A 25,995-nucleotide genomic window follows, 5' to 3' on the forward strand; every position below is an offset into this window, starting at 1 on the left:
GAAGCCACGCACCGGTCCTAGAGGAAGGTGTCCGAGTGTCCCGCCGCAGAATCGGCTTCTGGTACCGCCTGGCGGCGGCCATCGCGAAACCGCCGCTGGTAGTGCTCTTCAAGCGGGACTGGCGGGGAATGGATCACATTCCGGCCGAGGGCGGATTTATCACGGCGGTCAATCACAACTCGTATCTGGACCCGCTCTCCTACGCGCACTTCCAGTACAACACCGGCCGGGTGCCCCGATTGCTCGCGAAGGCCGGACTCTTCAGGGTGCCTTTCGTGGGCATGATCCTGCGCGGCTCCGGCCAGATCCCCGTCTACCGCGAGACCACCAACGCGCTGGACGCATTCCGGGCCGCCGTGGACGCCATCGAACGCGGTGAATGCGTGGCCTTTTACCCGGAAGGCACCCTCACCCGCGACCCGGAGATGTGGCCGATGGCCGGGAAGACCGGCGCCGCCAGGGTGGCACTGATCACCAAGGCGCCCGTCATTCCGGTGGCCCAGTGGGGCGCGAATCTCGCGATGCCGCCCTATGCCAAGGAGAACAAGATCCGCCTGTTCCCGCGCAAGACCCTCCAGGTGCTCGCGGGACCGCCCGTGGACCTCTCGGCCTTCTACGACCGGGAACCCACACCGGACGTCCTCAAGGCGGCCACCGAGGCCATCATGGCCGACATCACCAAACTCCTGGAGGAGCTGCGGGGCGAGAGCGCGCCCGCGCAGCCGTACGACCATCGCAAGGCCAGGGCGCAGCAGCGGCGCAACGCCGCGGGGGAGGGCATGAAGTGACACGTCCCGTGAAGGCAACCGTCTACGGAACCGGCTCGTGGGGCACGGCCTTCGCCATCGTGCTCGCCGACGCGGGCTGCGAGGTGACCCTGTGGGGCCGCCGCGCCGAAGTCGTCGACGCCATCAACACCGGCCGGACCAACCCGGACTACTTCCCCGGCGTCGAACTGCCCGCGGGCATCCGCGCCACCACCGACCCGGCCGAGGCCGCGGCCGGCGCCGACTTCACCGTCCTCGCCATCCCCTCGCAGACCCTGCGCGAGAACCTCGCCGCGTGGGCCCCGCTGCTGGCGCCCGACACGGTGCTCGTCTCCCTGATGAAGGGCATCGAACTCGGCACCGCCAAGCGGATGAGCGAGGTCATCGAAGAGGTCGCGAAGGTCCCCGCCGAGCGCATCGCCGTCGTGACCGGCCCCAACCTGGCCGCCGAGATCGCCGCCCGGCAGCCCGCCGCCTCCGTCGTCGCCTGCGTCGACGAGGCCGTGGCCCAGCGCCTCCAGGCCGCCTGCCACACCCCGTACTTCCGCCCGTACACGAGCACCGACGTCATCGGCTGCGAGCTCGGCGGCGCCGTCAAGAACGTCATCGGTCTCGCCGTCGGCATCGCGGACGGCATGGGTCTGGGCGACAACACCAAGGGCTCCCTCATCACCCGCGGTCTCGCCGAAGCGACCCGGCTGGGCGTGGCGATGGGAGCCGACCCGCTCACCTTCTCCGGCCTCGCCGGCCTCGGCGACCTGGTCGCCACGTGCTCCTCGCCGCTCTCCCGGAACCACACCTTCGGCACCAACCTCGGCCGCGGGATGACCCTGGAGGAGACCATCGCGGTCACCAAGCAGACCGCCGAGGGGGTCAAGTCCTGCCAGTCCGTGGCGGATCTGGCCCGCCGGTACAGAGTGGACATGCCGATCACCGACACCGTGGTCGACATCGTGCACCACGGCAAGCCCACGCTGGTCGCGCTGAAGGAACTGATGGGACGCAGCGCCAAACCGGAACGCCACTGAGTCCTTTCCGGACGTGTGAGCGGGTACCCTCGTGGCGATATGAGCAGCGAGAACCTCTCCCAGACCCCTGAGCAGCAGGGCCGCAAGCCCCGCGTGGCCGTCGTGTTCGGCGGCCGCAGCTCGGAACACGCCATCTCGGTCGTCACCGCGGGCGCCGTGCTGCGCTCCATCGACCGCGCCAAGTACGAGGTGCTGCCCATCGGCATCACCACGGACGGCCGATGGGCGCTGACCGCCGACGAGCCCGAGCGCATGGCCATCGCGGACCGCGAGCTCCCGAGCGTGGAGACGCTCGCCGAGTCCTCCGGCGGCACCGTGGTGCTCTCCGTGGACCCCGCCAGCCGCGAGGTCGTCTACACCGAGCCGGGAGCCGTCCCCAAGGCCCTGGGCGAGGTCGACGTCGTCTTCCCCGTGCTGCACGGCCCGTACGGCGAGGACGGCACCCTCCAGGGCCTCCTGGAGCTCTCCGGGATCCCGTACGTCGGCTCGGGCGTCCTCGCCTCGGCCGTCGGCCAGGACAAGGACTACATGAAGCGGGTCTTCACGTCCTTCGGGCTGAAGGTCGGCCCGTACGTGACCATCCGCCCCCGCGAGTGGGAAGCGGACCAGGACGCCGCCCGCGCGAAGATCCTCGACTTCGCCGGTGAGCACGGCTGGCCGCTGTTCATCAAGCCAGCCCGGGCCGGCTCCTCCATCGGCATCACCAAGGTCGACGACGCCTCCGGCCTGGACGCCGCGGTCCGCGAGGCCCGCCGCCACGACCCGAAGATCATCGTGGAGGCGCTGCTGCGCGGCCGCGAGATCGAGTGCGGCGTGCTGGAGTTCGAGGACGGACCGCGCGCCAGCGCGCCCGCCGAGATCCCGCCGGTCTCCAGCCACGACTTCTACGACTTCGAGGCGAAGTACATCGACTCCGCCTCCGGGATCGTGCCCGCCCCGCTCACTCCCGAGCAGACCGCCGAGGTGCGGCGGCTCGCGATCGAGGCCTTCGACGCCGCGTCCTGCGAGGGCCTGGTGCGTGCCGACTTCTTCCTCACCGAGGACGGCACCTTCGTGATCAACGAGATCAACACCATGCCCGGCTTCACGCCGATCTCCATGTACCCGCGCATGTGGCAGGAGTCCGGCATCGAGTACCAGGAGCTCGTGGACCTCCTGATCCAGGCTGCCCTGCGCCGCTCCACCGGGCTGCGCTAGCCGCCTGCCCCCCCGCACAGCCGACCGCCCGCCGGCCCGCCCTGAAAGGCATGGCCGACGGGCGGCGGTGCGTGCGCGGGGGCGGAGCGGGACGGCTCAGCGGGACGGCTCAGTAGGACGAGATGCCGACGGGGACGGTGGCGGCCACGGCGCCGGAGAGTTCGACCAGCATGCCCGCATCCGTGGCATGCTGCTTGTCCACCCGGACCTCCGTGTACGCCAGCCGCGCCCCGGTGGTGAACCGGAAGCCGCCGCCGGCGCTGTCGGGCCGTTTCTCCAGCAGCCACGCGACGCCGTTCACCTCGACGCCCTCCTGCTTCGGATCCGCCATCGCGGGGGGCTTGGGGATACCGCACCGCAGTACGATCGCCGAGCCGCCCCACGAGGCGGTCAGATCCGACGCCGGTTCGGTGGGGGTCCGCGCCAGTCCGGCCACCGTCCGCGGGAGCTCCTCGTGCAACGCCGCACAGAGCCCCGCGACGTCGGCGGGCGGAGCGGGCGGCGGATCCACCCGCGCCTCGGAATCCCCCGGGGCACAGCCCGCCAGGGCCAGCAGGGCCAGCAGGGCGGGCAGACGCAGTCGCCGGCGGTGTAGTGACATCACCGGCCCAGAGTAGACGGGGGCTACAGATGGACCACCGGGCAGGTCAAGGTGCGGGTGATCCCCTCCACCTGCTGGACCTTGGCGACCACCATGCGGCCGAGATCGTCGACGGTGTCGGCCTCGGCGCGCACGATCACGTCGTACGGGCCCGTCACGTCCTCGGCCTGAATCACCCCCGCGATCTGGCCGATGGACTCGGCGACGGACGACGCCTTGCCCACCTCGGTCTGGATGAGGATGTACGCCTGTACCACGGAACCTCCAGGGCGGCCACGAGGATCATTTCCCCTAACCTTCGGATGGGCCCGGGAAGATCGGGCGGGCCGGGGGAAGAAGGGACGCCACGGTACCGCGTCGCCGTGCGCCGCGGGGAGACCCTTCCCCTACGTGCCGTGGGGATACCCCATGGGCCCGGCGCCACACGTATCGGGGTGTACGGAGACCAGAAGTTGACGTATCTGTTGACGGTACCCAGAGCTGTGACGGCTCGCGACCGCAAGCGGACTTGCCAAGAAGGGGCACAGCGATGAAGGGCACTGTGGGCGAGCTGGGGGAGTTCGGGCTCATTCGGGAGCTCACCTCACGGCTCACCACCACCCCGGCGGTCCGGCTCGGACCCGGCGACGACGCCGCGGTGGTGTCGGCCCCCGACCGGCGGGTCGTGGCGAGCACGGACATCCTCCTGGAGGGCAGGCACTTCCGGCGCGACTGGTCCACGGCCTACGACGTCGGCCGCAAGGCCGCCGCGCAGAACCTCGCCGACATCGCCGCGATGGGCGCGGTGCCCACGGCGCTGCTGCTCGGCCTCGTCGTCCCGGCGGAGCTGCCGGTCACCTGGCCCACCGAGCTGATGGACGGCATCCGCGACGAATGCCAGGTCGCGGGCGCGGCCGTGGTCGGCGGGGACGTCGTACGCGGCGACACCATCACCGTCGCCATCACCGCCCTCGGTGACCTGCGCAACCACGAGCCCGTCCTGCGCTCCGGCGCCCAGCCCGGCGACGTCGTGGCCGTCACGGGCTGGCTCGGCTGGTCCGCCGCCGGCTTCGCGGTGCTCTCGCGCGGCTTCCGCTCCCCCCGGGCCTTCGTGGAGGCGCACCGGCGGCCCGAACCGCCCTACCACGCGGGCCCGGCGGCCGCCGGACTCGGCGCCACGGCCATGACCGACGTCAGCGACGGCCTGATCGCCGACCTCGGGCACATCGCCGAGGCCAGCAAGGTACGGATCGACCTGCGCTCGGGAGCCGTGGACATCCCGACGCAGATGCACGACATCGGCCAGGCCGTCGGCGTGGACCCGCTGCAATGGGTGCTCACCGGGGGAGAGGACCACGCCATCGTGGCGACCTTCCCGCCCGACGTGAAGCTGCCGGCCCGCTGGAAGGTCATCGGAGAGGTGCAGAACCGCTCCGCGCTGCCCCAGGTGACCGTGGACGGAGCACCCTGGACCAGCACCGGCGGCTGGGACCACTTCGGCGCCGACCCGGCCGCCGAGGAGCCCTCGCGATGAACGCCGGGGCCCCGCCGCTGTGCCTGACCGTCGCCGGATCGGACTCCGGCGGCGGCGCGGGCATCCAGGCGGACCTCAAGACCATGATGGCGCTCGGCGTGCACGGCATGAGCGTGATCACCGCGGTGACCGCGCAGAACTCGCTCGGCGTGCGCGGGGCCTGGGAACTGCCCGCCGAGGCCGTCACGGCCCAGTACCGGGCCGTGGTGGACGACATCGGCGTCCAGGCCGTGAAGACCGGGATGCTCTCCTCCGCCGTGCTGGTGGAGACGGTGGCGGAGCTGCTGGCCGGCACCGCGGCCCCGGCGGTCGTGGACCCCGTGGGGGTCTCCAAGCACGGGGACGCGCTGCTGGCCGCCTCGGCGCTGGACGCCGTACGCACGGAGCTGCTGCCCCGGGCCACGGTCGCGACGCCGAACCTCGACGAGGTGGCGCGGCTCACGGGCGTGGCCGTGGAGAACGAGGACGACATGCGGCGGGCCGCCGACGCGATCTTGCGCCACGGGCCCCGGTGGGCGCTCATCAAGGGCGGACACCTCGCGGCGCACGGCGGCGAAGCGGTGGACCTGCTGACCGACGGCGCCGAGGAACTGTGGCTACGGGCGCCCCGGCACGGCAACCCGCACACGCACGGCACGGGCTGCACCCTCGCCAGCGCGATCGCGGCGGGCCTGGCCAAGGGCCTCACGGTCCCGCAGGCCGTCACGGACGCCAAGGAGTACGTCAGCGGCGCCATCGCCGCCGGCTTCCCGCTCGGCGCGGGCATCGGACCGGTGGATCACGCCTGGCGGTCGCGCTGACAGCGGGCGCGGGTGCGGGGACCCGCGCCGGACAAGACAAAAGGCCGGTCCACCAGAGGTGGACCGGCCTTCTTGGCAACCGGAAGGGCTGCGCTACGACGACGGGGCGTCAGCGCGCGACCTTGCCGGCCTTGATGCACGAGGTGCAGGCGTTGAGGCGCTTCGGCGTCCCATTGACCACGGCACGGACGCGCTGGATGTTCGGGTTCCAGCGACGGGACGTACGGCGGTGCGAGTGGGAGATGCTGTTGCCGAAGCTCGGCCCCTTGGCGCAAACGTCGCAGTTGGCAGCCACAGGTCACTCCAAAGACTTCAGATGCACTTACAGTGAAATCCGGCGCACCGGAATCAGAGAGTCTGAAGTGGCTTGCCGGACGAATGGCCCGACTCTCGCCGGGCAACCTGAGCAGCATACAACGACTGCTTCGGTCCAAGAAAACTACCATGACCGCCGCCGGCCCCGCCCCGGGGTCCAGGGGTGCGGGCCGTCCTTCGTTACCCTGCGGTGAACCCTGGCCCGCACAAGGAGGAACGCCCGGTGGCGCACGAGCCTGGCCCGCACACCCTCGACGCCGAAGCGGTGCGCACCTGGAGCTCGCTGGCCCTGGCCGCACTGGGCCGGGCCCGCGAGGAGATCGACGCGATCAACGTCTACCCGGTCGCGGACGCCGACACCGGCACCAACCTCTACCTGACCGCCGAGTCGGCCGACCGCGCGCTCACCGAGGCCTGGGTGACCGACGGCACGCCCGCCTCCGCCTCCCTGTCCGGGGCCGTAAGGGCCTACGCGCACGGCGCCCTCATAGGCGCCCGGGGCAACTCCGGGACGATCCTGGCCCAGCTGCTGCGCGGAGTGGCCGACGTACTCGGCGCCGAGCCCGCGGGCCGGGCGCCCGGCCCCCTGCTGGCGCAGGCGCTCACCCGGGCCGCGCAGGAGGCGTACGAGGCCGTCGCGCACCCGGTCGAGGGCACCATGCTCACCGTCGCGGCCGCCGCCGCGCGGGCCGGTACGGCCGCCGAGACCGCCGCCGCGACGGCCGCCGACGTGGCCCGCGCCGCCTACGACGGGGCCCGCGCCGCCCTCGCCGAGACCCCGGGGCAGCTGGCCGTGCTGGGCCGGGCCGGGGTGGTCGACGCCGGAGGCTGCGGGCTGGTCGCCGTACTCGGGGCCCTGTGGCAGGCGCTGTCCGGACAGGAGCCCGAACCCGAGCCGGTACGCGGCCGGGCCGCGCCCGCAGCGCAGGTGCCCGAGCCGTGCGCCGAGGAACACGGCGGGCCCGCGTACGAGGTCATCTACCTGCTGGAGGCCGCCGAAGAAGCCGTCGCGCGGCTGCGCACGCGGCTCGACGGGCTCGGCGACTCCCTGGTGGTGGTCGGCGGCGACCGGCTGTGGAACGTCCACGTGCACGTCGACGATCCCGGCGCCGCCGTGGAGGCCGGGGTGGTCGCCGGGCGGCCGTACCGGATCCGCATCACGCACTTCGGCGACGAACGGCGCCGCACCCGGGCCCCGCGCGTCCAGCGGGCCGTGGTCGCCGTGCTCCCCGGCGAGGGACTGGCCGTGCTCTGCGCGGAGGCGGGCGCGACCACCGTGCTGGCCCGCCCCGGGGAGCCGCCCGTCGTCGCCGAACTGCTCGACGCCATCCGGCGGGCCCACGCCCGCGAGGTGGTCCTGCTGCCCGGCGGCACCGAGCAGCGCGCCGCCGCGGTCGCGGCGGCCGAGCAGGCCCGCGCCGACGGCGTACGGGTGGCCGTGATCCCCACCCGGTCCGCGGTCCAGGGCCTGGCCGCCCTCGCGGTGCACGACGCGGACGGCAGCTTCGACGAGGACGTCGTCGCCATGACCGCGGCCGCCGGCGCCACCCGGTACGCGGAACTGGCCGTCGCGGAACGGCAGTCGTTCACCTCCGCCGGCATCTGCCAGGCCGGGGACGTGCTCGGGCTCATCGACGGCGACGTCGCGGTCATCGGCTCCGGCCTGCCCGAGACGGCCGAGGCGGTCCTGGAGCGGATGCTCGGCTCGGGCGGCGAGCTCGTCACCCTCGTCCTCGGACCCGACGTGCCGGACGCGCTCGCCGCGCGCCTGGAGGCGTACGTCCAGCACGCGCACCTGGCCGTCGACACCGTCACCTACCGGGGCGGGCAGTACTCGGCGCCGCTCCTCATCGGGGTGGAGTAAGGGTCGCGCGGCGGCCTTGTCAGCGCGATGGTGTGCAATGGAACACGTGCCCGCGCTCGACGAAGACCTCAAGAAGACCCTCGGCCCCGCCACCGCCAAGGTGCTGGCCGAGCAGCTCGGCCTGCACACGGCCCTGGACCTGCTGCACCACTACCCCCGGCGGTACGCCGAGCGCGGTGAGCTGACCTCCCTCACCGACCTCGCCGACCAGCTCGACGAGCACGTGACGGTCGTCGCGCAGGTCGCCGACGCCCGCATCCTGACCTTCAACGGCGGCCGCGGCAAACGCCTCGAAGTCACCATCACCGACGGCAACGGCCGGCTCCAGCTGGTCTTCTTCGGCGCGGGCGTGCACAAGCCGCACAAGGACCTGCTGCCCGGCAGCCGCGCGATGTTCGCGGGCAAGGTCTCGAAGTTCAACCACAAACTCCAGCTGGCCCACCCCGCGTACGAGCCGCTCGGTGCCGAAGCGGGCGAGAGCGACGCGGCGTCCGCCTTCGCCGGCCGGCTCATCCCCATCTACCCGGCCTGCAAGCAACTGGAGTCCTGGAAGATCGCCAAATGCGTGGACGCGGTGCTGCCCAGCGTCCACGAGACCGTGGACCCGCTGCCGCCCGCCCTGCGCGAGGGCCGCGGGCTCGTCCCGCTCACCGAAGCCCTCCTCAAGATCCACCGTCCGGCGACCAAGGCCGACATCGACGACGCCCGCCAGCGCCTGAAGTGGGACGAGGCCTTCGTCCTCCAGGTCGCCCTGGCCCGCCGCCGGCACGCCGACTCCCAGCTCCCGGCCGTCCCGCGCCGACCCACCCCCGGCGGCCTCCTGGACTCCTTCGACGCCAAGCTGCCCTTCACGCTGACCGACGGCCAGCAGAAGGTCTCCCAGGAGATCTTCGACGACCTCGCCACCAGCCACCCCATGCACCGCCTCCTCCAGGGCGAAGTCGGCTCGGGGAAGACTCTGGTGGCGCTGCGGGCCATGCTCGCCGTCGTCGACTCCGGAGGGCAGGCCGCGATGCTCGCGCCCACCGAAGTCCTCGCCCAGCAGCACCACCGCTCGATCACCGAGATGATGGGCGAGCTGGCCGAGGGAGGGATGCTCGGCGGCTCCGACCAGGGCACCAAGGTGGTACTGCTCACGGGGTCGATGGGGATGCCCGCCCGGCGCCAGGCCCTGCTCGACCTGGTCACCGGTGAGGCCGGGATCGTCATCGGCACGCACGCGCTGATCGAGGACAAGGTGCAGTTCCACGACCTCGGCCTCGTCGTGGTCGACGAACAGCACCGCTTCGGCGTGGAGCAGCGCGACGCGCTGCGCTCCAAGGGCAAACAGCCGCCGCACCTGCTGGTGATGACCGCGACCCCGATCCCGCGCACGGTCGCGATGACCGTCTTCGGTGACCTGGAGACCTCCGTCCTCGACCAGCTGCCGGCCGGGCGGTCCCCGATCGCCACCCATGTGGTGCCCGCCAAGGACAAACCGCACTTCCTCACCCGCGCCTGGGAACGGGTCCGCGAGGAGGTGGAGAACGGCCACCAGGCGTACGTGGTGTGCCCGCGCATCGGTGACGCGGAGGACGACCCCAAGAAGAAGAAGCCCTCGGCCGAGGACGAGGCCGAGAAGCGGCCGCCGCTGGCCGTCCTGGACATCGCCGAGCAGCTCACGCGCGGCCCGCTCGCCGGGCTGGGCGTCGAGGTGCTGCACGGACGGATGGACCCGGCCGACAAGGACGACGTGATGCGCCGCTTCACGGCGGGCGAGGTCAAGGTGCTCGTCGCCACCACCGTCATCGAGGTCGGTGTGAACGTCCCCAACTCCACTGTCATGGTGATCATGGACGCGGACCGGTTCGGCGTCTCCCAGCTCCACCAGCTGCGCGGCCGCGTCGGCCGGGGCTCCGCGCCCGGCCTGTGCCTGCTGGTCAGCGAGATGCACGAGGCCAGCCCCGCCCGGGCCCGGCTCGCGGCCGTCGCCGCCACCCTCGACGGCTTCGAGCTCTCCCGGATCGACCTGGAACAGCGCCGCGAGGGCGACGTGCTGGGCCAGGCCCAGTCGGGAGTCCGCTCCTCGCTGCGGGTGCTGTCCGTCATCGAGGACGAGGAGATCATCGCCGAGGCGCGGGAGGAGGCCAGCCGCGTCGTCGCCGCCGACCCGGAGCTGGAGCGGCTGCCGGGGCTGCTGACCGCGTTGGACGCCCTGCTGGACACCGAGCGTGAGCAGTACCTGGAGAAGGGCTGAGGGCACCCCACCCGAACGGCATGACCCGAACGGCACGACCTATCGTGGAACTGCCGTACCCGACCCACCCGCCCCAGCGAAGGACCCCAGATGACCCGCGTGATCGCCGGCACCGCCGGCGGGCGGAAGCTGGCCGTGCCGCCCGGCACCGGCACCCGCCCGACCTCCGACCGGATGCGCGAAGGGCTCTTCTCCACCTGGGAGTCACTGCACGGCATGGAGGGCTCCCGGGTGCTCGACCTGTACGCCGGCTCCGGCGCCGTGGGCCTGGAGGCCCTCTCCCGGGGCGCGGCCCACGCCCTGCTGGTCGAGCCCGACGCGAAGGCGGCCAAGGCCATCCGGGACAACATCAAGGCGCTGGGTCTGCCGGGGGCCGAGTTCCGCGCGGGCAAAGCCGAGCAGGTCGTGTCGGCCGCCGCGCACGGGGACCCGTACGACATCGTCTTCCTGGACCCTCCGTACGCCGTCGGCCACGACGATCTCCGGGAGATCCTCCTCACACTCCGGTCCAATGGCTGGCTCACGGACGATGCGCTCGTCACCGTGGAGCGCAGCACGAGGAGCGGCGCGTTCCCGTGGCCCGAGGGATTCGAACCGCTCCGTTCGCGCAAGTACGGCGAAGGCACCCTTTGGTACGGTCGCGCCGCCTTCACCAGCGAAGGTTCATGATGCCCGCACCGGAGAGCGAGGGACTTCAGTTGCGCCGCGCCGTCTGTCCGGGGTCGTTCGACCCCATCACCAACGGACACCTCGACATCATCGGCCGGGCCTCCAGGCTCTACGACGTCGTCCACGTCGCCGTGATGATCAACCAGTCCAAGCAGGGACTGTTCACCGTCGAGGAGCGGATCGAGCTGATCCGCGAGGCGACGGCCGACTACGGGAACGTCGAGGTGGAGTCCTTCCACGGGCTGCTCGTCGACTTCTGCAAGCAGCGGGACATCCCGGCCATCGTCAAGGGCCTGCGTGCCGTCAGCGACTTCGACTACGAACTCCAGATGGCCCAGATGAACATGGGGCTGTCGGGCGTCGAAACGCTGTTCGTGCCCACCAACCCCACGTACAGCTTCCTGTCGTCCTCCCTGGTCAAGGAGGTCGCGGCCTGGGGCGGCGACGTCGCCCACCTGCTGCCCGCGTCGGTGCACGCGGCGCTGATCGAGCGCCTGCGCAACCGGTGACCGGGCGGCGGGCCGGCTGAACTTTCCCGGTCGGCGCCGTACGTCCACCGGGTGGCCCTACAGTCGTCCCGTCCGTCTCGGGATCCGCCCGAGGCAGAGAGAGTGCGAGCCCCCATGGACGTACAGAAGAAGCTCGACGAGATCGTCGCGGCCGTCGGCGGCGCCCGGTCCATGCCGATGTCGGCATCCTGCGTGATCAACCGCACGGAACTCCTCGCCCAGCTCGAAGAGGTGCGCCAGGCCCTGCCCGGCTCGCTCGCGCAGGCGCGCGAGCTCATCGGGGGGCGGGAGCAGATGGTCGACGAGGCCCGCCGGGAGGCGGACCGGATCATCGAGTCCGCGCACGCCCAGCGCGGCTCGCTGATCTCCGACACCGAGATCGCGCGCCGCTCGCAGGCCGAGGCGGACCGGATCCTGGCGGAAGCCCGCCGGGAGGCCGAGGAGATCCGGGCCGAGGCGGACGACTACGTCGACAGCAAGCTCGCCAACTTCGAGGTCGTGCTCAGCAAGACCATCGGCTCCGTCGACCGGGGCCGCGAGAAGCTCCTGGGCCGCGGGCCCGGCCTGGACGAGCACGGGTACGCGGACGCGCAGGCGCCGGAGCGCAGCGACGACCCGCGGATCCAGCGGGAGCAGGCGGACGCGTACGTCGACACGAAGCTGGCCACCTTCGAGGCGGTGCTCTCCAAGACCCTGGAGGCCGTCGGCCGGGGCCGGCAGAAGCTGCTGGGCCGGGCGCCGGCCGACGACCTCGGGGCGCACATGGCCGCCCAGGACGCGGCCGCCGGGCAGAGCGCCCGGCACGCGAGCGACGCCGACTTCCTGGCCGGCCTCGCCGAGCCGGAGCCCGCACCGCCGCGCGCCCCCGTCCCCGCGCAGGCCCAGCCGGAACCCCAGTACGACGCCTACCCGTACCAGCAGCCCGCCGCCCAGCAGCAGGACGCGTACCCCGGTGCAAGCACCGGCTCCACTGGAGCGGTATACGCCGCGCCCTACACGGACCCCTATGCCGGGCAGACCTACGCGATGCAGCAGCAGGACCCGTACGCCGGTGCGGGCGCGGGCTACGCGGCGCCCTACGGGGTCCCCGCGCAGCAGGCCGACCCGTATGCCGGATACGCCCAGCCCCAGCAGCCCGCGCTCGACGAGACCAGCCTCTTCGACACGAGCATGATCAACCTGGACCAGCTGCGCCAGTACGAACAGGGACGCTAGCCCCGATTGGGTCCAGGGCGCGGCTCCGGGTATCCTGGCTCTTCGGTCGCGCGTATGCACCGTGATCCATGCTGCCCGTAAGTGGCAGTGTCTTGATGGTTTTTGATCTTCAGCGATCTGTGAAAGCGGGACCAGCCCTGAATACCCACCTCGACCACCGCAACCCTCTCGTGTTCGACACGCACGAGCTGGGTCGGCGTCCTGGTGCCATGCTGCGGCTGTCCCGCGAGATCGCGGCACCGGCGGACCTCGGTCTCGCCGGAGTCATCGGAGTGCCGGAAGGCACCCCGCTGAAGCTCAAGCTCCGCCTGGAGTCGGTCATGGAAGGGGTGCTTGTCACAGGCACCGCCCGTGCATCGGCCGTGGGGGAGTGCGTAAGGTGTCTGGAGTCCGTCGAGCGCGAGATCAAGGCGGACTTCCAGGAGATGTTCTCGTACCCTGACGCCGACGACCGGACCCGCTCGAAGGCGGAGCCGGCCGACGACGCCGAGGACGACGAGGACACGCTCCACCTTGAGGACGGCTTGTTCGACCTCGAACCCGTGCTGCGCGACGTGGTGGTGCTCGCACTGCCGCTGCAGCCGGTGTGCCGGGAGGACTGTCTCGGACTGTGCCCCGATTGCGGGCTCAGCCTGAATGACGACCCGGACCACCACCATGATGCCGTCGACATCCGTTGGGCGGCATTGCAGGAACTCGTCGTGACCGATCAGGACGACGAGAAGGACAACATGAGCGGCACTGCATCTGACGACGTTCAGAGCGCCGCCGAGAAGCAGGAGAAGTAGCCGTGGCTGTTCCGAAGCGGAAGATGTCGCGCAGCAACACGCGCCACCGCCGGTCGCAGTGGAAGGCTGCGGTCCCCAACCTGGTTTCGTGCGAGCGCTGCCAGGAGCCGAAGCTCCAGCACATTGCGTGCCCGAGCTGCGGCACCTACAACAAGCGCCAGGTCCTCGAGGTCTGAGCGGCTGGTGAGAGGCGCAATGTCTGAGCTGTCCAACGCTGAGAAGCAGGCAGACAGTAAGAACGCGGCCTCGTCCCACACGCTTCTGGAAGGGCGGCTCGGGTACCAACTCGAGTCCGCCCTTCTGGTGCGTGCGCTGACCCACCGCTCGTACGCGTACGAGAACGGCGGTCTGCCCACCAACGAACGGCTGGAGTTCCTCGGGGACTCCGTGCTGGGCCTGGTGGTCACGGACACGCTGTACACGACCCACCCCGATCTCCCCGAAGGCCAGCTGGCCAAGCTTCGGGCCGCGGTGGTCAACTCGCGCGCACTTGCGGAGGTGGGGCGCGGCCTCGAACTCGGCTCCTTCATCCGGCTCGGCCGGGGCGAAGAGGGTACGGGTGGCCGGGACAAGGCCTCCATCCTCGCCGACACCCTTGAAGCGGTGATCGGCGCGGTCTACATCGATCAGGGCCTCGACGCGGCCTCGGAGCTGGTCCACCGGCTCTTCGACCCGCTCATCGAGAAGTCCTCCAACCTCGGGGCCGGCCTGGACTGGAAAACCAGTCTCCAGGAGCTCACGGCGGCCGAAGGCCTCGGCGTACCGGAATATCTGGTCACCGAGACCGGACCGGACCACGAGAAGACCTTCACAGCTGCCGCTCGCGTCGGTGGTGTCTCGTACGGCACCGGCACCGGCCGCAGCAAGAAGGAAGCGGAACAGCAGGCGGCGGAGTCCGCGTGGCGCGGAATCCGCGCCGCGGCGGACCAGCGGATCGCGGCAGCAGCCGTGGGCGCTACCGCTCCGGCCGAGGCCGAGGACGGCGGGGCACCGGTGCCCGCCGACCCGACGCTGAACGCCTGACCCTTCCTTCGGGATTTGCCCGCCCGCCCCTGCCGAGCAGGGGCGGGCGGCCCCGTTTCGAGGGCCGGTAGGCTCGGCGGCAGCGCCCTCATCCCGCGCCCCCGCCCGCCCCGCCCCGGAGGAAACCGTGCCCGAGCTGCCCGAGGTCGAAGTCGTGCGCCGCGGGCTGGAGCGCTGGGTGGCCGGGCGGACGGTCGCCGCCGTGGAGGTGCTCCACCCGCGAGCGGTACGGCGCCACCTGGCGGGCGGCGCCGATTTCGCCGCGCGCCTGGCCGGGCAGGCCATCGGGGTGCCGCGGCGGCGCGGGAAGTACCTGTGGCTGCCCCTGGAAGGGCGGGACCTGTCCGTCCTCGGACACCTCGGAATGAGCGGACAGCTGCTCGTGCAGCCGGCCGACGCCCCCGACGAGAAGCACCTGCGCGTCCGGATCCGCTTCGACGACGACGCCGGGACCGAGCTGCGCTTCGTGGACCAGCGGACCTTCGGCGGGCTCTCCCTCCACGAGACGGTCCCCGGCAGCACGGACGGACTGCCCGATGTCATCGCGCACATCGCCCGGGACCCCCTGGACCCGCTCTTCGACGAGGGGGCCTATCACCTGGCCCTGCGCGCCAAGCGCACCACCGTCAAGCGGGCGCTGCTGGACCAGTCGCTGATCAGCGGCGTCGGCAACATCTACGCGGACGAGGCGCTGTGGCGGGCGAAGCTGCACTACGAGCGCCCCACGGCCACCCTCACCCGCCCCCGGAGCGCGGAACTCCTCACCCACGTGCGCGCGGTCATGGACGCCGCGCTCGCCGTCGGCGGAACCAGCTTCGACAGCCTCTACGTGAACGTGAACGGCGAATCCGGCTACTTCGACCGCTCCCTGGACGCCTACGGGCGCGAGGGCGAGCCCTGCCGCCGCTGCGGTACGCCGATGCGGCGGCGGGCGTGGATGAACCGGTCCAGCTACTTCTGCCCGCGGTGTCAGCGGCCGGCGCGCGTGGCGTCGTAGGACTGCCGGGCCGCCAGGACCTGGTCCATGCTGCCCTCCAGGAAGTGGATCAAGGGGATCAGCCGGTCGGCGATCTCGCGGCCGAGCGGGGTCAGCTCGTAGTCCACGCGCGGAGGGTTGGTCGGCTGCGCCTCGCGGTGGACGATGCCGTCGCGCTCCAGCGCGTGCAGGGTCTGGGAGAGCATCTTCTCGCTCACGCCGTCCACCCGGCGGCGCAGCTCGTTGAAGCGGCACGGGCCGGAGCGCAGGGCGCCGACCGTGAGGCTGCCCCAGCGGCCGGTGACGTGCTCCAGGGTCTCCCGGGAGGGGCAGGCGCGCGCGAAGACGTCGAAGGGAAGCCCGGACGCGGGGGCTTCGGCGCGGGTGGGAGTCTCCATGGTTTCAGCGTACTCCCGTGCAGCGCTGAGCGTCCGCCTGCGCTTTCGAAGAGTTAGCCGCCGCTGCGATGGGCGGGGCCGGTGGCTAGAAGCCGAATTCCTGGGTCCACCAGGGGCCGCCCGCGGCGAAGTGGGCGCCGACGCCCAGGGTGCGGTATTCGCAATTGAGGATGTTCGCCTTGTGGCCCGGACTGTTCATCCAGGCCTTCATCACGGCGTCGGCGTCACCCTGGCCGCGGGCTATGTTCTCGCCGCCCATGCCGGATATCCCGGCGTTCTCGGCCCTCATCCACGGGGTGTTCCCGTCGGGGTCGGTGTGGTCGAAGAAGCCCCGCACGGCCATGTCCTTGCTGAAGGCCCCGGCCAGCGCCGCGAGGGGCGGGTTCGCCCGGACCGGACCGCACCCGGCCTGGGCGCGCTCCTGGTTGACCAGCGTGAGGACGGCCGCCTCCTCGGCGGAGTGCCCGTCCGAGGGGGCGGGGGCCGAGGGCTTCGGTGCGACGGGCTTGGGGACCAGGGGCTTGGGGACCACCGGCTTGGAGACCACCGGCTTGGGGACCACCGGCTTGGGAACCACGAGCTTGGGGGCGGCCGGCTTCGGGGCCGCCGGCTTCGGGGCCGCCGGCTTCGGCGTGGCGCTCTTCTCCGGCTCCTGGGTGGAGGGGGAGGGCGAGGGGGACGCCGAGGGCGACGCCGACGGGGAAGGGGAGGCCGACGGGCTGGGCGAGGCGGAAGGAGTGCCCGCGTCCGGTACGGCGGAGGCACGGCCGGAGAGGTTGGCGAGGCCGCCCTGCTGCTCCAGCGTGCGACTGGGGCTCGCCGAGGGCTCGGCCTGGGCCCGGGTCTGGGAGGCGGAGTCGGTGCCGACGTACGGGAACGAGCCGCCGACCGGTACAAAACCGGTCGTGACTGCCGCCGTACCGAGGGCCACGGCCACGGACGCACCGAGCAGGCCGGTGCGCACGGCGGTGCGGCGCTTGCCGCCGCCGCGTGGCGCGGCGTGGAGTCGGTGGCGTCCCATCGGTGGCTTGCCTTCCTCGCAAGATCAACGCGTACTCACCCGAACGGGTGGTCGTTGGTGGGGGACTGTAGCCGATGACGTCAGGGGGGCGATGTGCCCCGGAAGTGTTTGCCCGGTTAGCGTTCACGCATGAATGAAGAGGTCCGTCTGACCGCCTGGGTACGCGGTCGAGTACAGGGAGTGGGCTTCCGCTGGTTCACCAGGGCCAATGCTCTGGAGATCGGCGGACTGGCCGGCTTCGCGCTCAACCTCGACGACGGTCGAGTGCAGGTGGTGGCGGAAGGTCAACGTGAGAATTGCCACCGGCTGCTGGACTGGCTCCGCTCGGCCGACACGCCCGGGAGGGTGGACGGAGTGACAGAGATCTGGGGCACACCGCGCGGGGGCTACGACGGATTCGAGATCCGGTGATCTTTTCGCTGATCATGAACTGATCAGATCTCTGGATGGCGCGCACCCGGTCGGATCTGCGCATTCCTCGCCGACGCGTTGCTGCCGCGGTCGATTCGTGGAAGGCTCGGAGTCGAGGACGATCCCCAGGACCCTTGCGAGAGCCGGGCTGCCCGCCGATACAGGGCGTGATCGTGTTGACCGTCAAACTTTTTGGTGAGACGCTGGAAGCCCCGCGCACCTGAGCTGTTTGGCAGTGTTGGCAGTAGTAAGCGCAGTGACTGTCAGTCGCTGCCGGACATCCGCGGGTGCGATTCCCTCACGACCCACACCGCTTCGGTCGGTCACTCAGTGTGGAGGACCATCCATCATGGCAAAGGCGCTTCTCGGTTACGTCGGCGGTTCCGACCCGCGACTCCTCGCCGAGATGCGACGGCTTCAGCAGCGCGTCCAGGACCTCGAGTCCGAACTCGGACGAATCCAGTCCGAGAACGACGCACTGAATGCGGCCGCCGCTCAGCACGGAGACTCGCTGCTGGACAGCATCGACCTCGACGTATCCAAGGCGGAGCCTGCGCTCACCTGACAATCGTCGCTCGACTCCAGCCACGCAGAATCTGCAAGGGACGCTTCGGCGTCCCTTCTTTCTTTCCGGCCGTCCTTTAACGTCTGATGTGCCCTGCACCTTCATGGGTGAAACCGACCGTGAAAGGTAGAGTCCGGCGGCGTGCACCTCAAGTCCCTGACCCTGCGCGGCTTCAAATCCTTTGCCTCCGCGACCACCCTGCGTTTCGAACCGGGAATCACCTGCGTCGTCGGCCCGAACGGATCCGGCAAGTCCAACGTGGTGGACGCGCTGTCCTGGGTCATGGGGGAACAGGGAGCCAAAACCCTGCGCGGCGGAAAGATGGAAGACGTCATCTTCGCCGGAACCACCGGGCGCCCGCCGCTCGGCCGCGCCGAGGTCTCTCTGACCATCGACAACTCCGACGGCGCGCTGCCGATCGACTACGCCGAGGTCACCATCACGCGGATCATGTTCCGCGGCGGCAGCAGCGAGTACCAGATCAACGGGGACACCTGCCGGCTGCTCGACATCCAGGAGCTGCTCTCCGACTCCGGCATCGGCCGCGAGATGCACGTCATCGTCGGACAGGGACAGCTGGACTCCGTACTCCACGCCGATCCGATGGGCCGTCGCGCCTTCATCGAGGAGGCCGCGGGCGTACTGAAGCACCGCAAGCGCAAGGAGAAGGCGCTGCGCAAGCTCGACGCGATGCAGGCCAATCTCGCGCGGGTGCAGGACCTGACCGACGAACTGCGGCGCCAGCTCAAGCCGCTGGGACGGCAGGCCGCGGTGGCGCGACGGGCCGCCGTGATCCAGGCGGACCTGCGCGACGCGCGGCTACGGCTGCTCGCCGACGACCTGGTGACGCTCCGCGGCGCACTGGACGCGGAGGTCGCGGACGAGGCCGCCCTCAAGGAGCGCAAGGAGTCGGCGGAGCGGGAGCTCGCGGGCGCGCTGCGGCGGGAGGCCGAGCTGGAGGAAGCCGTACGCGGGCTCGCGCCCCGGCTCCAGCGGGCCCAGCAGACCTGGTACGAGCTCTCCCAGCTGGCCGAGCGGGTACGGAGCACGGAGTCCCTGGCGCAGGCGCGGGTCAAGAGCGCCCGCGCTCCGGCCGAGGAAGAACGGCGCGGCCGTGATCCCGAGGACATGGAGCGGGAGGCCGAGCGGATCCGCGAACAGGAGGCCGAGCTGACGGCGGCCCTGGAGGCGGCCGGGCGGGCGCTGGAGGACACGGCGGAACACCGGGCGGAGCTGGAGCGGGCGCTGGCCGAGGAGGAGAGGCGGCTGCGGGACGCGGCGCGGACCATCGCCGACCGGCGCGAAGAGCTGGCCCGGCTGACCGGGAGGCTGGGCGCGGCCCGCTCCCGGGCGGGCGCGGCGCAGGCGGAGATCGACCGCCTGGTGGCGGCCCGGGACGCGGCGCAGGCCAGGGCGGTGACGGCGCGCGAGGAGTACGAGGCGCTGGAGGAGGAGGTCGGCGGGCTCGAAGACCTCGCGGTGGAGGGGGAGCACGAGGCCGCGAGGGGCGAGCTGACGCGGGCGGAGTCGGCGCTCGGGGCGGCCCGGGAGGCGCTGACCTCGGCGGAACGCTCCCGTGCGGCGGTTTCGGCGCGGCGGGACGCGCTCGCGCTGGGGCTGCGGCGCAAGGACGGGACCGGGGCGGTGCTGGCCGCGCGCGAGCGGCTGGCCGGGCTGCTGGGGCCGGCGGCGGAGCGGGTCACGGTGGCCCCGGGGTACGAGATCGCGGTGGCGGCGGCGCTCGGGGCCGCCGCCGACGCGGTGGCGGTGGCCTCTCCGGGCGCGGCGGCCGGAGCCATCCGGCACCTGCGGGAGGCGGACGGGGGGCGGGCGACGTTCCTGATCGCCCCGGCGGCGGCCGTCCTTCCGGGCCAGGCCCCGCACCGGGCCGACCTGCCCGGACAGGCCGCCCAGGGGGGCTCGGGTCTTACCCACCCCGCCCCCTCCCGCACCGGCACTGCGCCCGGGACCCTCCGGGGCTCCGCCCCCGACGCTGTGCCGCGGCCGGCGGCGGGGCTGGAGGTGCTGGGCTCGGGCTCCGCGCCGCGCCCGGCGGCCCAACTGGTCAGCGGCGACGCCGAGGTGCTTCGGGCCGTGGCGTGGGTGCTGCGGGACCACGTCGTCGTCGGCACCCTGGAGGAAGCCGAGTCGGTGGTCGCCGAGCACCCCGGCCTGGTGGCCGTGACCGCCGAGGGAGATGTGCTCGGGGCGCACCTGGCGCACGGCGGCTCCGCCGGGGCGCCCAGCCTGATCGAGGTGCGGGCCGCCGTGGACGAGGCGGCGGCGGAGCTGGACCGGCTGGACGCGCAGTGCCGGGAGCTGGCGACCGCGAAGGAGAACGCCCAGGCAGGGCACGCCCAAGCCGCCACCCGGGTCGAGGAGCTGGCGCAGCGGCGCCGGGCCGGGGAAAAGGCCCGCGCCGGAGTCGCGCAGCAGCTCGGGCGGCTCGCCGGGCAGGCGAAAGGGGCCCTGGGTGAAGCCGAGCGCAGCGCCCTGGCCGCAGCCACCGCACAGGAGGCGCTGGAGCAGGCGCGGGCCGACGTGGAGGAGTGCGCGGAGCGGCTCGCGGCGGTCGAGGAGATGCCCGTCGAGCAGGAACCCGACACCTCGGCGCGCGACCGGCTCGCCGCCGACGGGGCGAACGCCCGGCAGACCGAGATGGAGGCCCGGCTCCAACTGCGCACCCACGAGGAGCGGGTCAAGGCGCTGGCCGGACGCGCGGACGCGCTGGACCGGGCGGCCCGGGCGGAACGGGAGAGCCGCGCCCGCGCCGAGCGGCGCCGGCGGCGGCTGCGCCACGAGGCCGAGGTGGGCCTGGCCGTCGCCGACGGGGCGCGGCAGCTGCTGGCACACCTGGAGGTGTCGGTCGGTCGGGCGGAGCAGGAGCGGGCGTCCGCCGAGTACGCCAAGGGGCTGCGCGAGCGGGAGCTCGGCGAGGCGCGCGGCCGGGGCCGTGACCTGAAGGCGGAGCTCGACAAGCTGACCGACTCCGTGCACCGGGGCGAGGTGCTCGGTGCCGAGAAGCGGATGCGGATCGAGCAGCTGGAGACGAGGGCGCTGGAGGAACTGGGGATGGAGCCGACCGCGCTGGTGGCGGAGTACGGCCCCGACCAGCCCGTACTGCCGAGCCTGCCCACGACCGAGGGGCCGGAGGGGACCGGGGGGCCCGAGGGTCCGGAGCACCCCGCCGCTCTGCCCGGACCCTTCGTCCGGGCGGAGCAGGAGAGGCGGCTGAAGGCCGCCGAGCGCGCCTACCAGCAGCTCGGCAAGGTCAACCCGCTGGCGCTGGAGGAGTTCGCGGCGCTGGAGGAGCGCCACCAGTTCCTGGGCGAACAGCTGGAGGACCTGCGCAAGACCCGTACCGACCTCCTTCAGGTGGTGAAGGAGGTCGACCAGCGGGTCGAGCAGGTTTTCACGGAGGCGTACCGGGACACGGCGCGGGAGTTCGAGGGGGTGTTCTCGCGCCTGTTCCCCGGTGGCGAGGGGCGGCTGGTCCTCACCGACCCGGACAACATGCTGGCCACCGGCGTGGACGTCGAGGCCCGGCCGCCCGGTAAGAAGGTCAAGCGGCTGTCCCTGCTGTCCGGCGGCGAGCGGTCGCTGACCGCCGTGGCGCTGCTGGTCTCCATCTTCAAGGCGCGCCCCAGCCCCTTCTACGTGATGGACGAGGTGGAGGCCGCCCTCGACGACACCAACCTCCAGCGGCTGATCCGGATCATGGAGGAGCTCCAGGAGAGCTCGCAGCTGATCGTCATCACGCACCAGAAGCGGACGATGGAGGTCGCGGACGCGCTCTACGGCGTCTCGATGCAGGGCGACGGCGTCTCGAAGGTCATCAGCCAGCGGCTCCGCTGAAGCCGACCTGCCCCAGTCTGGGCGTTCAGTTAAAGAAGTGAACTCAGCTTCGCAGTCGACCTCTTAATCTACCGACCGTGCACGGTATTGACTTCAGGAAATGAACACATAGGCTCGCTCCGCTGTCTCCCGCCTTCGGGTGGTGCCCGATCTTGACCTGTGCGCCACTGTGAGGACGGACAAAACCCCCACGGAGCACACCTTGACCAGCAGCACAGCGCAGGCCCCGGCGCCGGGCGGCGGACGCGCATCGCAGCCCGAGCACCTCGGGCACGTCATCTTCATCACCGCCGCCGCTGCCATGGGCGGCTTCCTCTTCGGCTACGACAGCTCCGTCATCAACGGCGCCGTCGTCGCGATCCGCGACCGCTTCGACGTCGGCTCCGAGGCGCTCGCCCAGGTGATCGCCGCCGCGCTGATCGGCTGCGCCTTCGGCGCCGCCACCGCCGGCCGCATCGCCGACCGGATCGGCCGCATCCGCTGCATGCAGATCGCCGCCGTCCTCTTCACGGCCAGCGCCATCGGCTCGGCCCTGCCCTTCGCCCTCTGGGACCTCGCGATGTGGCGGGTCATCGGCGGCTTCGGCATCGGCATGGCCTCCGTCATCGGACCGGCGTACATCGCGGAGGTGTCCCCGCCCGCCTACCGCGGCCGGCTCGCCTCCTTCCAGCAGGCCGCGATCGTGATCGGCATCGCCATCTCGCAGCTCGTCAACTGGGGCATCCTGAACCTCGCCGACGGCGACCAGCGCGGCACGATCGCAGGCTTCGAGGCCTGGCAGTGGATGCTCGGCGTGATGGTCGTCCCGGCCGTGCTCTACGGGCTCATGTCCTTCGTCATCCCCGAGTCCCCGCGCTTCCTGATCTCCGTCGGCCGCACCGAGCAGGCCAAGCAGGTGCTGCGCGCGGTCGAGGGCGAGCACATCGACCTGGACGGGCGCGTCTTCGAGATCGAGCGCGCCATGCGCTCCGAGCACAAGTCCACCTTCAGGGACCTGCTCGGCGGCCGCTTCGGCCTGATGCCCATCGTCTGGATCGGCATCGGCCTCTCGGTCTTCCAGCAGCTCGTCGGCATCAACGTGATCTTCTACTACAGCTCCTCGCTGTGGCAGTCCGTCGGCATCGACCCGACCAGCTCGTTCCTCTACTCCTTCACCACGTCGATCATCAACATCGTCGGCACGGTGATCGCGATGATGTTCGTGGACCGGATCGGCCGCAAGCCGCTCGCGCTCATCGGCTCGGTCGGCATGGCCTTCTCCCTCGCGCTCGCCGCCTGGGCGTTCTCGTACAAGACCGGCACCGGCGACAACATCTCCATGCCCGACACCCAGGGCACGATCGCGCTGATCGCCGCACACTCCTTCGTGCTCTTCTTCGCCCTGTCCTGGGGCGTGGTGGTCTGGGTGCTGCTCGGCGAGATGTTCCCCAACCGGATCCGCGCCGCGGCCCTCGGTGTCGCCGCCGCCGCCCAGTGGGTCGCCAACTGGGTCATCACCGTCAGCTTCCCGACGCTGTCGGACTGGAACCTGTCCGGCGCCTACGTCATCTACACGGCCTTCGCCGTGCTCTCGATCCCGTTCATCCTCAAGTGGGTGCCGGAGACCAAGGGCAAGGCGTTGGAGGAGATGGGGTAACCACCCCCGCCAACGCCCCCTCTCCTCTTACAGCAGGTGCTGCCCCGGCTCGGTCTTGAGCCGGGGCAGCACCTGTTCGCACAGCAGCTGGAGGCTGCGCCAGCCCTCGTCGACGGGCATGCCGCCGCACAGCGGGTGCAGCACCAGGTTCCCCGCCTCACCCGCGCCGCGGGCGTACGTCACCGCCTGTTCCGGGGTCAGGATCCGGTACACGCCCTCCGCCCGCAGCTCCGCCACCGTGCGCGCGGCCGACCGTACGGCGCTGCGGATGTCCTTGGACTGCCAGGAGGCGTACATGCCGGCCTCGTGCAGGAAGCGCTCGCCGTGCTGGGCCCAGGCCCGGTCGGGGTCCTCGGCGATGTGCAGCAGCGGAGTCTCGGCGGCGGGCATCATGCAGAACCCCTCCGTGCCGTACTCCGTGAGCTTGCCCTGGTAGTACGCCTCCAGCTCCGGCAGGTGCGCGCTCGGGAAGAAGGGCAGCCCGAGCCGGGCCGCGCGGCGCGCCGCGGCCTCGGAGCTTCCGCCGACGAGCAGCAGGGGGTGCGGCTGGGTGAAGGGGCGCGGGGTGACCCGCACCGTCCGGCCCCGGAAGGTGAACGGCTCGCCGGTCCACGCCTTCAGCAGGGTCTCCAGCAGCTCGTCCTGGAGCCGGCCGCGACGGCCCCACTCCACACCGTGCTGCTCGTACTCCTCGGGCCGGTAGCCGATTCCCGCGACGGTGACGAGGCGGCCGCCGCTCAGCAGGTCCAGCACCGCGATGTCCTCGGCGACCTTCAACGGGTCGTAGAGCGGGCCGATGATCGCCGAGACCGTGACCGCGATCCGTCGGGTGGCGCCGAAGACGGCTCCCGCGAAGGCCAAGGGGGAGGGCAGCCAGTTGTTGCCGGTGCCGTGGTGCTCCTCGGTCTGGAGGGTGTCGATTCCGCGGTCGTCCGCGTACTTCGCCATCTCCAGCGCGGCCCGGTAGCGGTCGCGGAGGGTCTCGGGGGTTCCGTGCGGGTCGACGAGATTGAACCGGGCCACGGTGATGGGCATGAAGAAGTCCCCCTTCGCCGGATGTGGGTGGGCGGCGAAGGGGGACGTTAGCTGACGCTGCGTCAGTTGGACAGGGATCCGGCGAGCTCCGCCTCCGGGGCGGGCGCCTCCCGCACGGTCGGCGCCGTGCGCGGCAGTACGGCGTACAGCACGCCGGACGTGATGATGCCGGCCATCCAGCCCAGACCGTTCTGCCCGATCCAGGTGGAGGCGAGCGGCCCGCTGAACCAGTCCACCTTGGTGAACAGCAGACCCACGACCAGGGCCAGGGCCCAGGCGGTCATCGCCTGCCAGGCGAAACCGCCCTTGTACCAGTAGGCGCTGCTCCGCGTGGTGTCCAGCAGCGCGGGGCCGTCGTAGCTCGTGCGGCGCAGCATGTCCACGCCGAAGACGCCGATCCAGGCGGAGAAGGCCACCGCCAGCAGCGTCAGGAAGGAGATGAAGGAGCCGAAGAAGCTGGTCGCCACCACCATCAGCAGGAAGCCGAAGACCAGACTGATGACGGCGTTGACGCTGACCGCCCAGGCACGCGGCACCTTGATGCCGAGGGTCTGCGCGGTGAAGCCGGCCGAGTACATGGACATCGAGTTGATCAGCAGCATGCCGACGAGCGCGACGAGCAGGTACGGGACCGCGATCCAGGTCGGCAGCAGCTCGCCGATGAAGGAGACCGGGTCCTGGGCCGAGGCCAGGTCCGGCGTGCCGACGGCCATGACCGCACCCATCAGCACCATCGGCAGGACGACGACCCCGGCGCCGCCGATCGTCGCGCCGACCATGCCCTTGGAGGAGGCGGTGCGCGGCAGGTAGCGGGTGAAGTCCGGGCCGGAGGGCACCCAGCTGATGCCGCCGGCCGCGATGGTGCTGATGCCCGCGATCATCATCGCCGTGGAGCCGGCGGGCTTGGCGAAGACGGCGGACCAGTCGGTCTCGAAGAGCAGGTAGCCGAGGACCAGCACGCTGAAGCCGCCGAAGAGGTACGTCGACCACGTGGAGCAGACGCGCAGCGCGTTGATGCCGAGCCCCGAGACCACGAAGGTGCAGCCCACGAAGAACAGCAGGGTGACCACGATGAGCGCCGTGTTGCTCTTGATGCCGAAGAGCAGATCGAGGACCGTCAGGACGGCGTAGGCGCCGCTGACCGCGTTGATGGTCTCCCAGCCCCACCGGGCCACCCAGATCAGGGCGCCGGGGAAGAGGTTGCCGCGCTGGCCGAAGACGGCCCGGGAGAGCGCCATGCCGGGTGCGCCGCCGCGCTTGCCGGCGATGGAGATCAGGCCGACGATCCCGTACGAGATGACGGGCGCGGCGACCGCGACGACGAGCACCTGCCAGATGTTCAGCTTGTTGAAGATCACCAGGCCCGCGCCCATGGTCAGCAGCAGCACGCTGATGTTCGCGGCGACCCAGGTGGGGACGAGCTCGCGGACACGCCCGCCGCGCTCGGAGTCGGGCACCGGCTCGAGTCCGCGGGTCTCGACGGCGGTCTCGGCCGGGGCGGATATCGCTCCGTCGGCGGTCTCGGCAGGCATGGGCTACTCCGTGGGGGAGGGAGTGGGGGAGTCGCCCATCA

General features: G+C 71.6%; 25 protein-coding genes. 18 read left to right on the forward strand and 7 right to left on the reverse strand.

The window, feature by feature from the left end; translation table 11 throughout:
* The first annotated feature begins 35 nt into the window (after positions 1–35).
* The 3 genes from ACWDYJ_RS04240 to ACWDYJ_RS04250 are packed head-to-tail and all read left to right on the forward strand — an operon-like array spanning position 36 to position 2,992.
* Positions 36–788, forward strand: a complete 753-nt coding sequence (locus ACWDYJ_RS04240; RefSeq protein ID WP_451563917.1) for a lysophospholipid acyltransferase family protein — start codon at positions 36–38, stop codon at positions 786–788.
* A complete protein-coding gene (locus ACWDYJ_RS04245) occupies positions 785–1,795 on the forward strand; it encodes an NAD(P)H-dependent glycerol-3-phosphate dehydrogenase (RefSeq protein WP_451563918.1) in 1,011 nt (336 codons plus the stop codon). Before ACWDYJ_RS04240 ends, ACWDYJ_RS04245 begins: the two co-directional genes overlap by 4 nt.
* Before the next feature lie 39 nt (positions 1,796–1,834).
* A complete protein-coding gene (locus tag ACWDYJ_RS04250; protein WP_451563919.1) occupies positions 1,835–2,992 on the forward strand; it encodes a D-alanine--D-alanine ligase family protein in 1,158 nt (385 codons plus the stop codon).
* Positions 2,993–3,101: 109 nt separating this feature from the next.
* Here the strand turns inward: ACWDYJ_RS04250 and ACWDYJ_RS04255 are convergent, their stop codons facing one another.
* On the reverse strand, positions 3,102–3,593 hold the full coding sequence (locus ACWDYJ_RS04255) for a DUF3515 family protein (RefSeq protein ID WP_451564036.1): 492 nt from the start codon (positions 3,591–3,593) through the stop codon (positions 3,102–3,104).
* Between the two features lie 23 nt (positions 3,594–3,616).
* On the reverse strand, positions 3,617–3,850 hold the full coding sequence (locus ACWDYJ_RS04260) for an Lrp/AsnC ligand binding domain-containing protein (protein WP_451563920.1): 234 nt from the start codon (positions 3,848–3,850) through the stop codon (positions 3,617–3,619).
* A gap of 272 nt (positions 3,851–4,122) precedes the next feature.
* Here ACWDYJ_RS04260 and ACWDYJ_RS04265 point away from each other — a divergent pair, with 272 nt between their 5' ends.
* Together ACWDYJ_RS04265 and thiD are read left to right on the forward strand one after the other, a co-directional pair.
* Positions 4,123–5,106 (forward strand): thiamine-phosphate kinase, encoded by a 984-nt coding sequence (locus ACWDYJ_RS04265; RefSeq protein ID WP_451563921.1) that lies wholly within the window; start codon positions 4,123–4,125, stop codon positions 5,104–5,106.
* Positions 5,103–5,906, forward strand: coding sequence for a bifunctional hydroxymethylpyrimidine kinase/phosphomethylpyrimidine kinase (thiD, locus tag ACWDYJ_RS04270; protein ID WP_451563922.1), 804 nt, complete (start codon positions 5,103–5,105; stop codon positions 5,904–5,906). The genes ACWDYJ_RS04265 and thiD overlap by 4 nt, the downstream gene beginning before the upstream one ends.
* Before the next feature lie 109 nt (positions 5,907–6,015).
* Here thiD and rpmB read toward each other — a convergent pair whose 3' ends face one another.
* On the reverse strand, positions 6,016–6,201 hold the full coding sequence (gene rpmB / locus ACWDYJ_RS04275) for a 50S ribosomal protein L28 (RefSeq protein ID WP_385593115.1): 186 nt from the start codon (positions 6,199–6,201) through the stop codon (positions 6,016–6,018).
* A 243-nt stretch (positions 6,202–6,444) separates the two neighbouring features.
* Here rpmB and ACWDYJ_RS04280 point away from each other — a divergent pair, with 243 nt between their 5' ends.
* From ACWDYJ_RS04280 to mutM, 9 genes are all read left to right on the forward strand, one after another.
* Positions 6,445–8,085: a DAK2 domain-containing protein gene (locus ACWDYJ_RS04280; RefSeq protein WP_451563923.1), complete on the forward strand. Its 1,641-nt coding sequence runs from the start codon at positions 6,445–6,447 to the stop codon at positions 8,083–8,085.
* 37 nt (positions 8,086–8,122) lie between these two features.
* A complete protein-coding gene (gene recG / locus ACWDYJ_RS04285) occupies positions 8,123–10,321 on the forward strand; it encodes an ATP-dependent DNA helicase RecG (RefSeq protein ID WP_451563924.1) in 2,199 nt (732 codons plus the stop codon).
* 90 nt (positions 10,322–10,411) lie between these two features.
* A complete protein-coding gene (gene rsmD, locus ACWDYJ_RS04290) occupies positions 10,412–10,990 on the forward strand; it encodes a 16S rRNA (guanine(966)-N(2))-methyltransferase RsmD (protein WP_451563925.1) in 579 nt (192 codons plus the stop codon).
* A 29-nt stretch (positions 10,991–11,019) separates the two neighbouring features.
* Positions 11,020–11,499, forward strand: coding sequence for a pantetheine-phosphate adenylyltransferase (gene coaD, locus ACWDYJ_RS04295; RefSeq protein WP_451564037.1), 480 nt, complete (start codon positions 11,020–11,022; stop codon positions 11,497–11,499).
* Between the two features lie 114 nt (positions 11,500–11,613).
* On the forward strand, positions 11,614–12,714 hold the full coding sequence (locus ACWDYJ_RS04300) for a cell division initiation protein (RefSeq protein ID WP_451563926.1): 1,101 nt from the start codon (positions 11,614–11,616) through the stop codon (positions 12,712–12,714).
* Positions 12,715–12,809: 95 nt separating this feature from the next.
* Complete coding sequence (locus tag ACWDYJ_RS04305; protein ID WP_451563927.1) at positions 12,810–13,502, forward strand: YceD family protein; 693 nt, start codon at positions 12,810–12,812, stop codon at positions 13,500–13,502.
* Positions 13,503–13,504: 2 nt separating this feature from the next.
* Positions 13,505–13,678 (forward strand): 50S ribosomal protein L32, encoded by a 174-nt coding sequence (gene rpmF / locus ACWDYJ_RS04310; RefSeq protein WP_053675094.1) that lies wholly within the window; start codon positions 13,505–13,507, stop codon positions 13,676–13,678.
* A 19-nt stretch (positions 13,679–13,697) separates the two neighbouring features.
* A complete protein-coding gene (gene rnc, locus ACWDYJ_RS04315) occupies positions 13,698–14,525 on the forward strand; it encodes a ribonuclease III (protein ID WP_451563928.1) in 828 nt (275 codons plus the stop codon).
* Between the two features lie 127 nt (positions 14,526–14,652).
* Positions 14,653–15,522 carry a bifunctional DNA-formamidopyrimidine glycosylase/DNA-(apurinic or apyrimidinic site) lyase gene (gene mutM, locus ACWDYJ_RS04320; protein WP_451563929.1) on the forward strand — a complete coding sequence of 290 codons (870 nt, stop codon included), beginning with the start codon at positions 14,653–14,655 and terminating at the stop codon, positions 15,520–15,522.
* On the opposite strand, the gene ACWDYJ_RS04325 is transcribed toward mutM, so the two are convergent.
* Positions 15,495–15,899, reverse strand: a complete 405-nt coding sequence (locus ACWDYJ_RS04325; protein ID WP_451563930.1) for a winged helix-turn-helix transcriptional regulator — start codon at positions 15,897–15,899, stop codon at positions 15,495–15,497. The two genes, mutM and ACWDYJ_RS04325, sit on opposite strands and share 28 nt — an antisense overlap.
* Positions 15,900–15,984: 85 nt before the next feature.
* Positions 15,985–16,920, reverse strand: a complete 936-nt coding sequence (locus ACWDYJ_RS04330) for a CAP domain-containing protein (RefSeq protein ID WP_451563931.1) — start codon at positions 16,918–16,920, stop codon at positions 15,985–15,987.
* Positions 16,921–17,049: 129 nt separating this feature from the next.
* Here ACWDYJ_RS04330 and ACWDYJ_RS04335 point away from each other — a divergent pair, with 129 nt between their 5' ends.
* From ACWDYJ_RS04335 to ACWDYJ_RS04350, 4 genes are all read left to right on the forward strand, one after another.
* On the forward strand, positions 17,050–17,331 hold the full coding sequence (locus ACWDYJ_RS04335) for an acylphosphatase (RefSeq protein ID WP_451563932.1): 282 nt from the start codon (positions 17,050–17,052) through the stop codon (positions 17,329–17,331).
* A gap of 349 nt (positions 17,332–17,680) precedes the next feature.
* Entirely contained in the window at positions 17,681–17,896 is a 216-nt protein-coding gene (locus ACWDYJ_RS04340) for a hypothetical protein (RefSeq protein ID WP_451563933.1), read from the forward strand.
* A gap of 141 nt (positions 17,897–18,037) precedes the next feature.
* On the forward strand, positions 18,038–21,751 hold the full coding sequence (locus ACWDYJ_RS04345) for an AAA family ATPase (RefSeq protein ID WP_451563934.1): 3,714 nt from the start codon (positions 18,038–18,040) through the stop codon (positions 21,749–21,751).
* A gap of 202 nt (positions 21,752–21,953) precedes the next feature.
* Positions 21,954–23,387 carry a sugar porter family MFS transporter gene (locus tag ACWDYJ_RS04350; protein WP_451563935.1) on the forward strand — a complete coding sequence of 478 codons (1,434 nt, stop codon included), beginning with the start codon at positions 21,954–21,956 and terminating at the stop codon, positions 23,385–23,387.
* 27 nt (positions 23,388–23,414) lie between these two features.
* On the opposite strand, the gene ACWDYJ_RS04355 is transcribed toward ACWDYJ_RS04350, so the two are convergent.
* Positions 23,415–24,422 carry an LLM class flavin-dependent oxidoreductase gene (locus tag ACWDYJ_RS04355; protein WP_451563936.1) on the reverse strand — a complete coding sequence of 336 codons (1,008 nt, stop codon included), beginning with the start codon at positions 24,420–24,422 and terminating at the stop codon, positions 23,415–23,417.
* Between the two features lie 62 nt (positions 24,423–24,484).
* A complete protein-coding gene (locus ACWDYJ_RS04360) occupies positions 24,485–25,954 on the reverse strand; it encodes a cytosine permease (protein WP_451563937.1) in 1,470 nt (489 codons plus the stop codon).
* Positions 25,955–25,995: the final 41 nt, after the last annotated feature.

The organism is Streptomyces sp. NPDC003042, assembly GCF_053591315.1.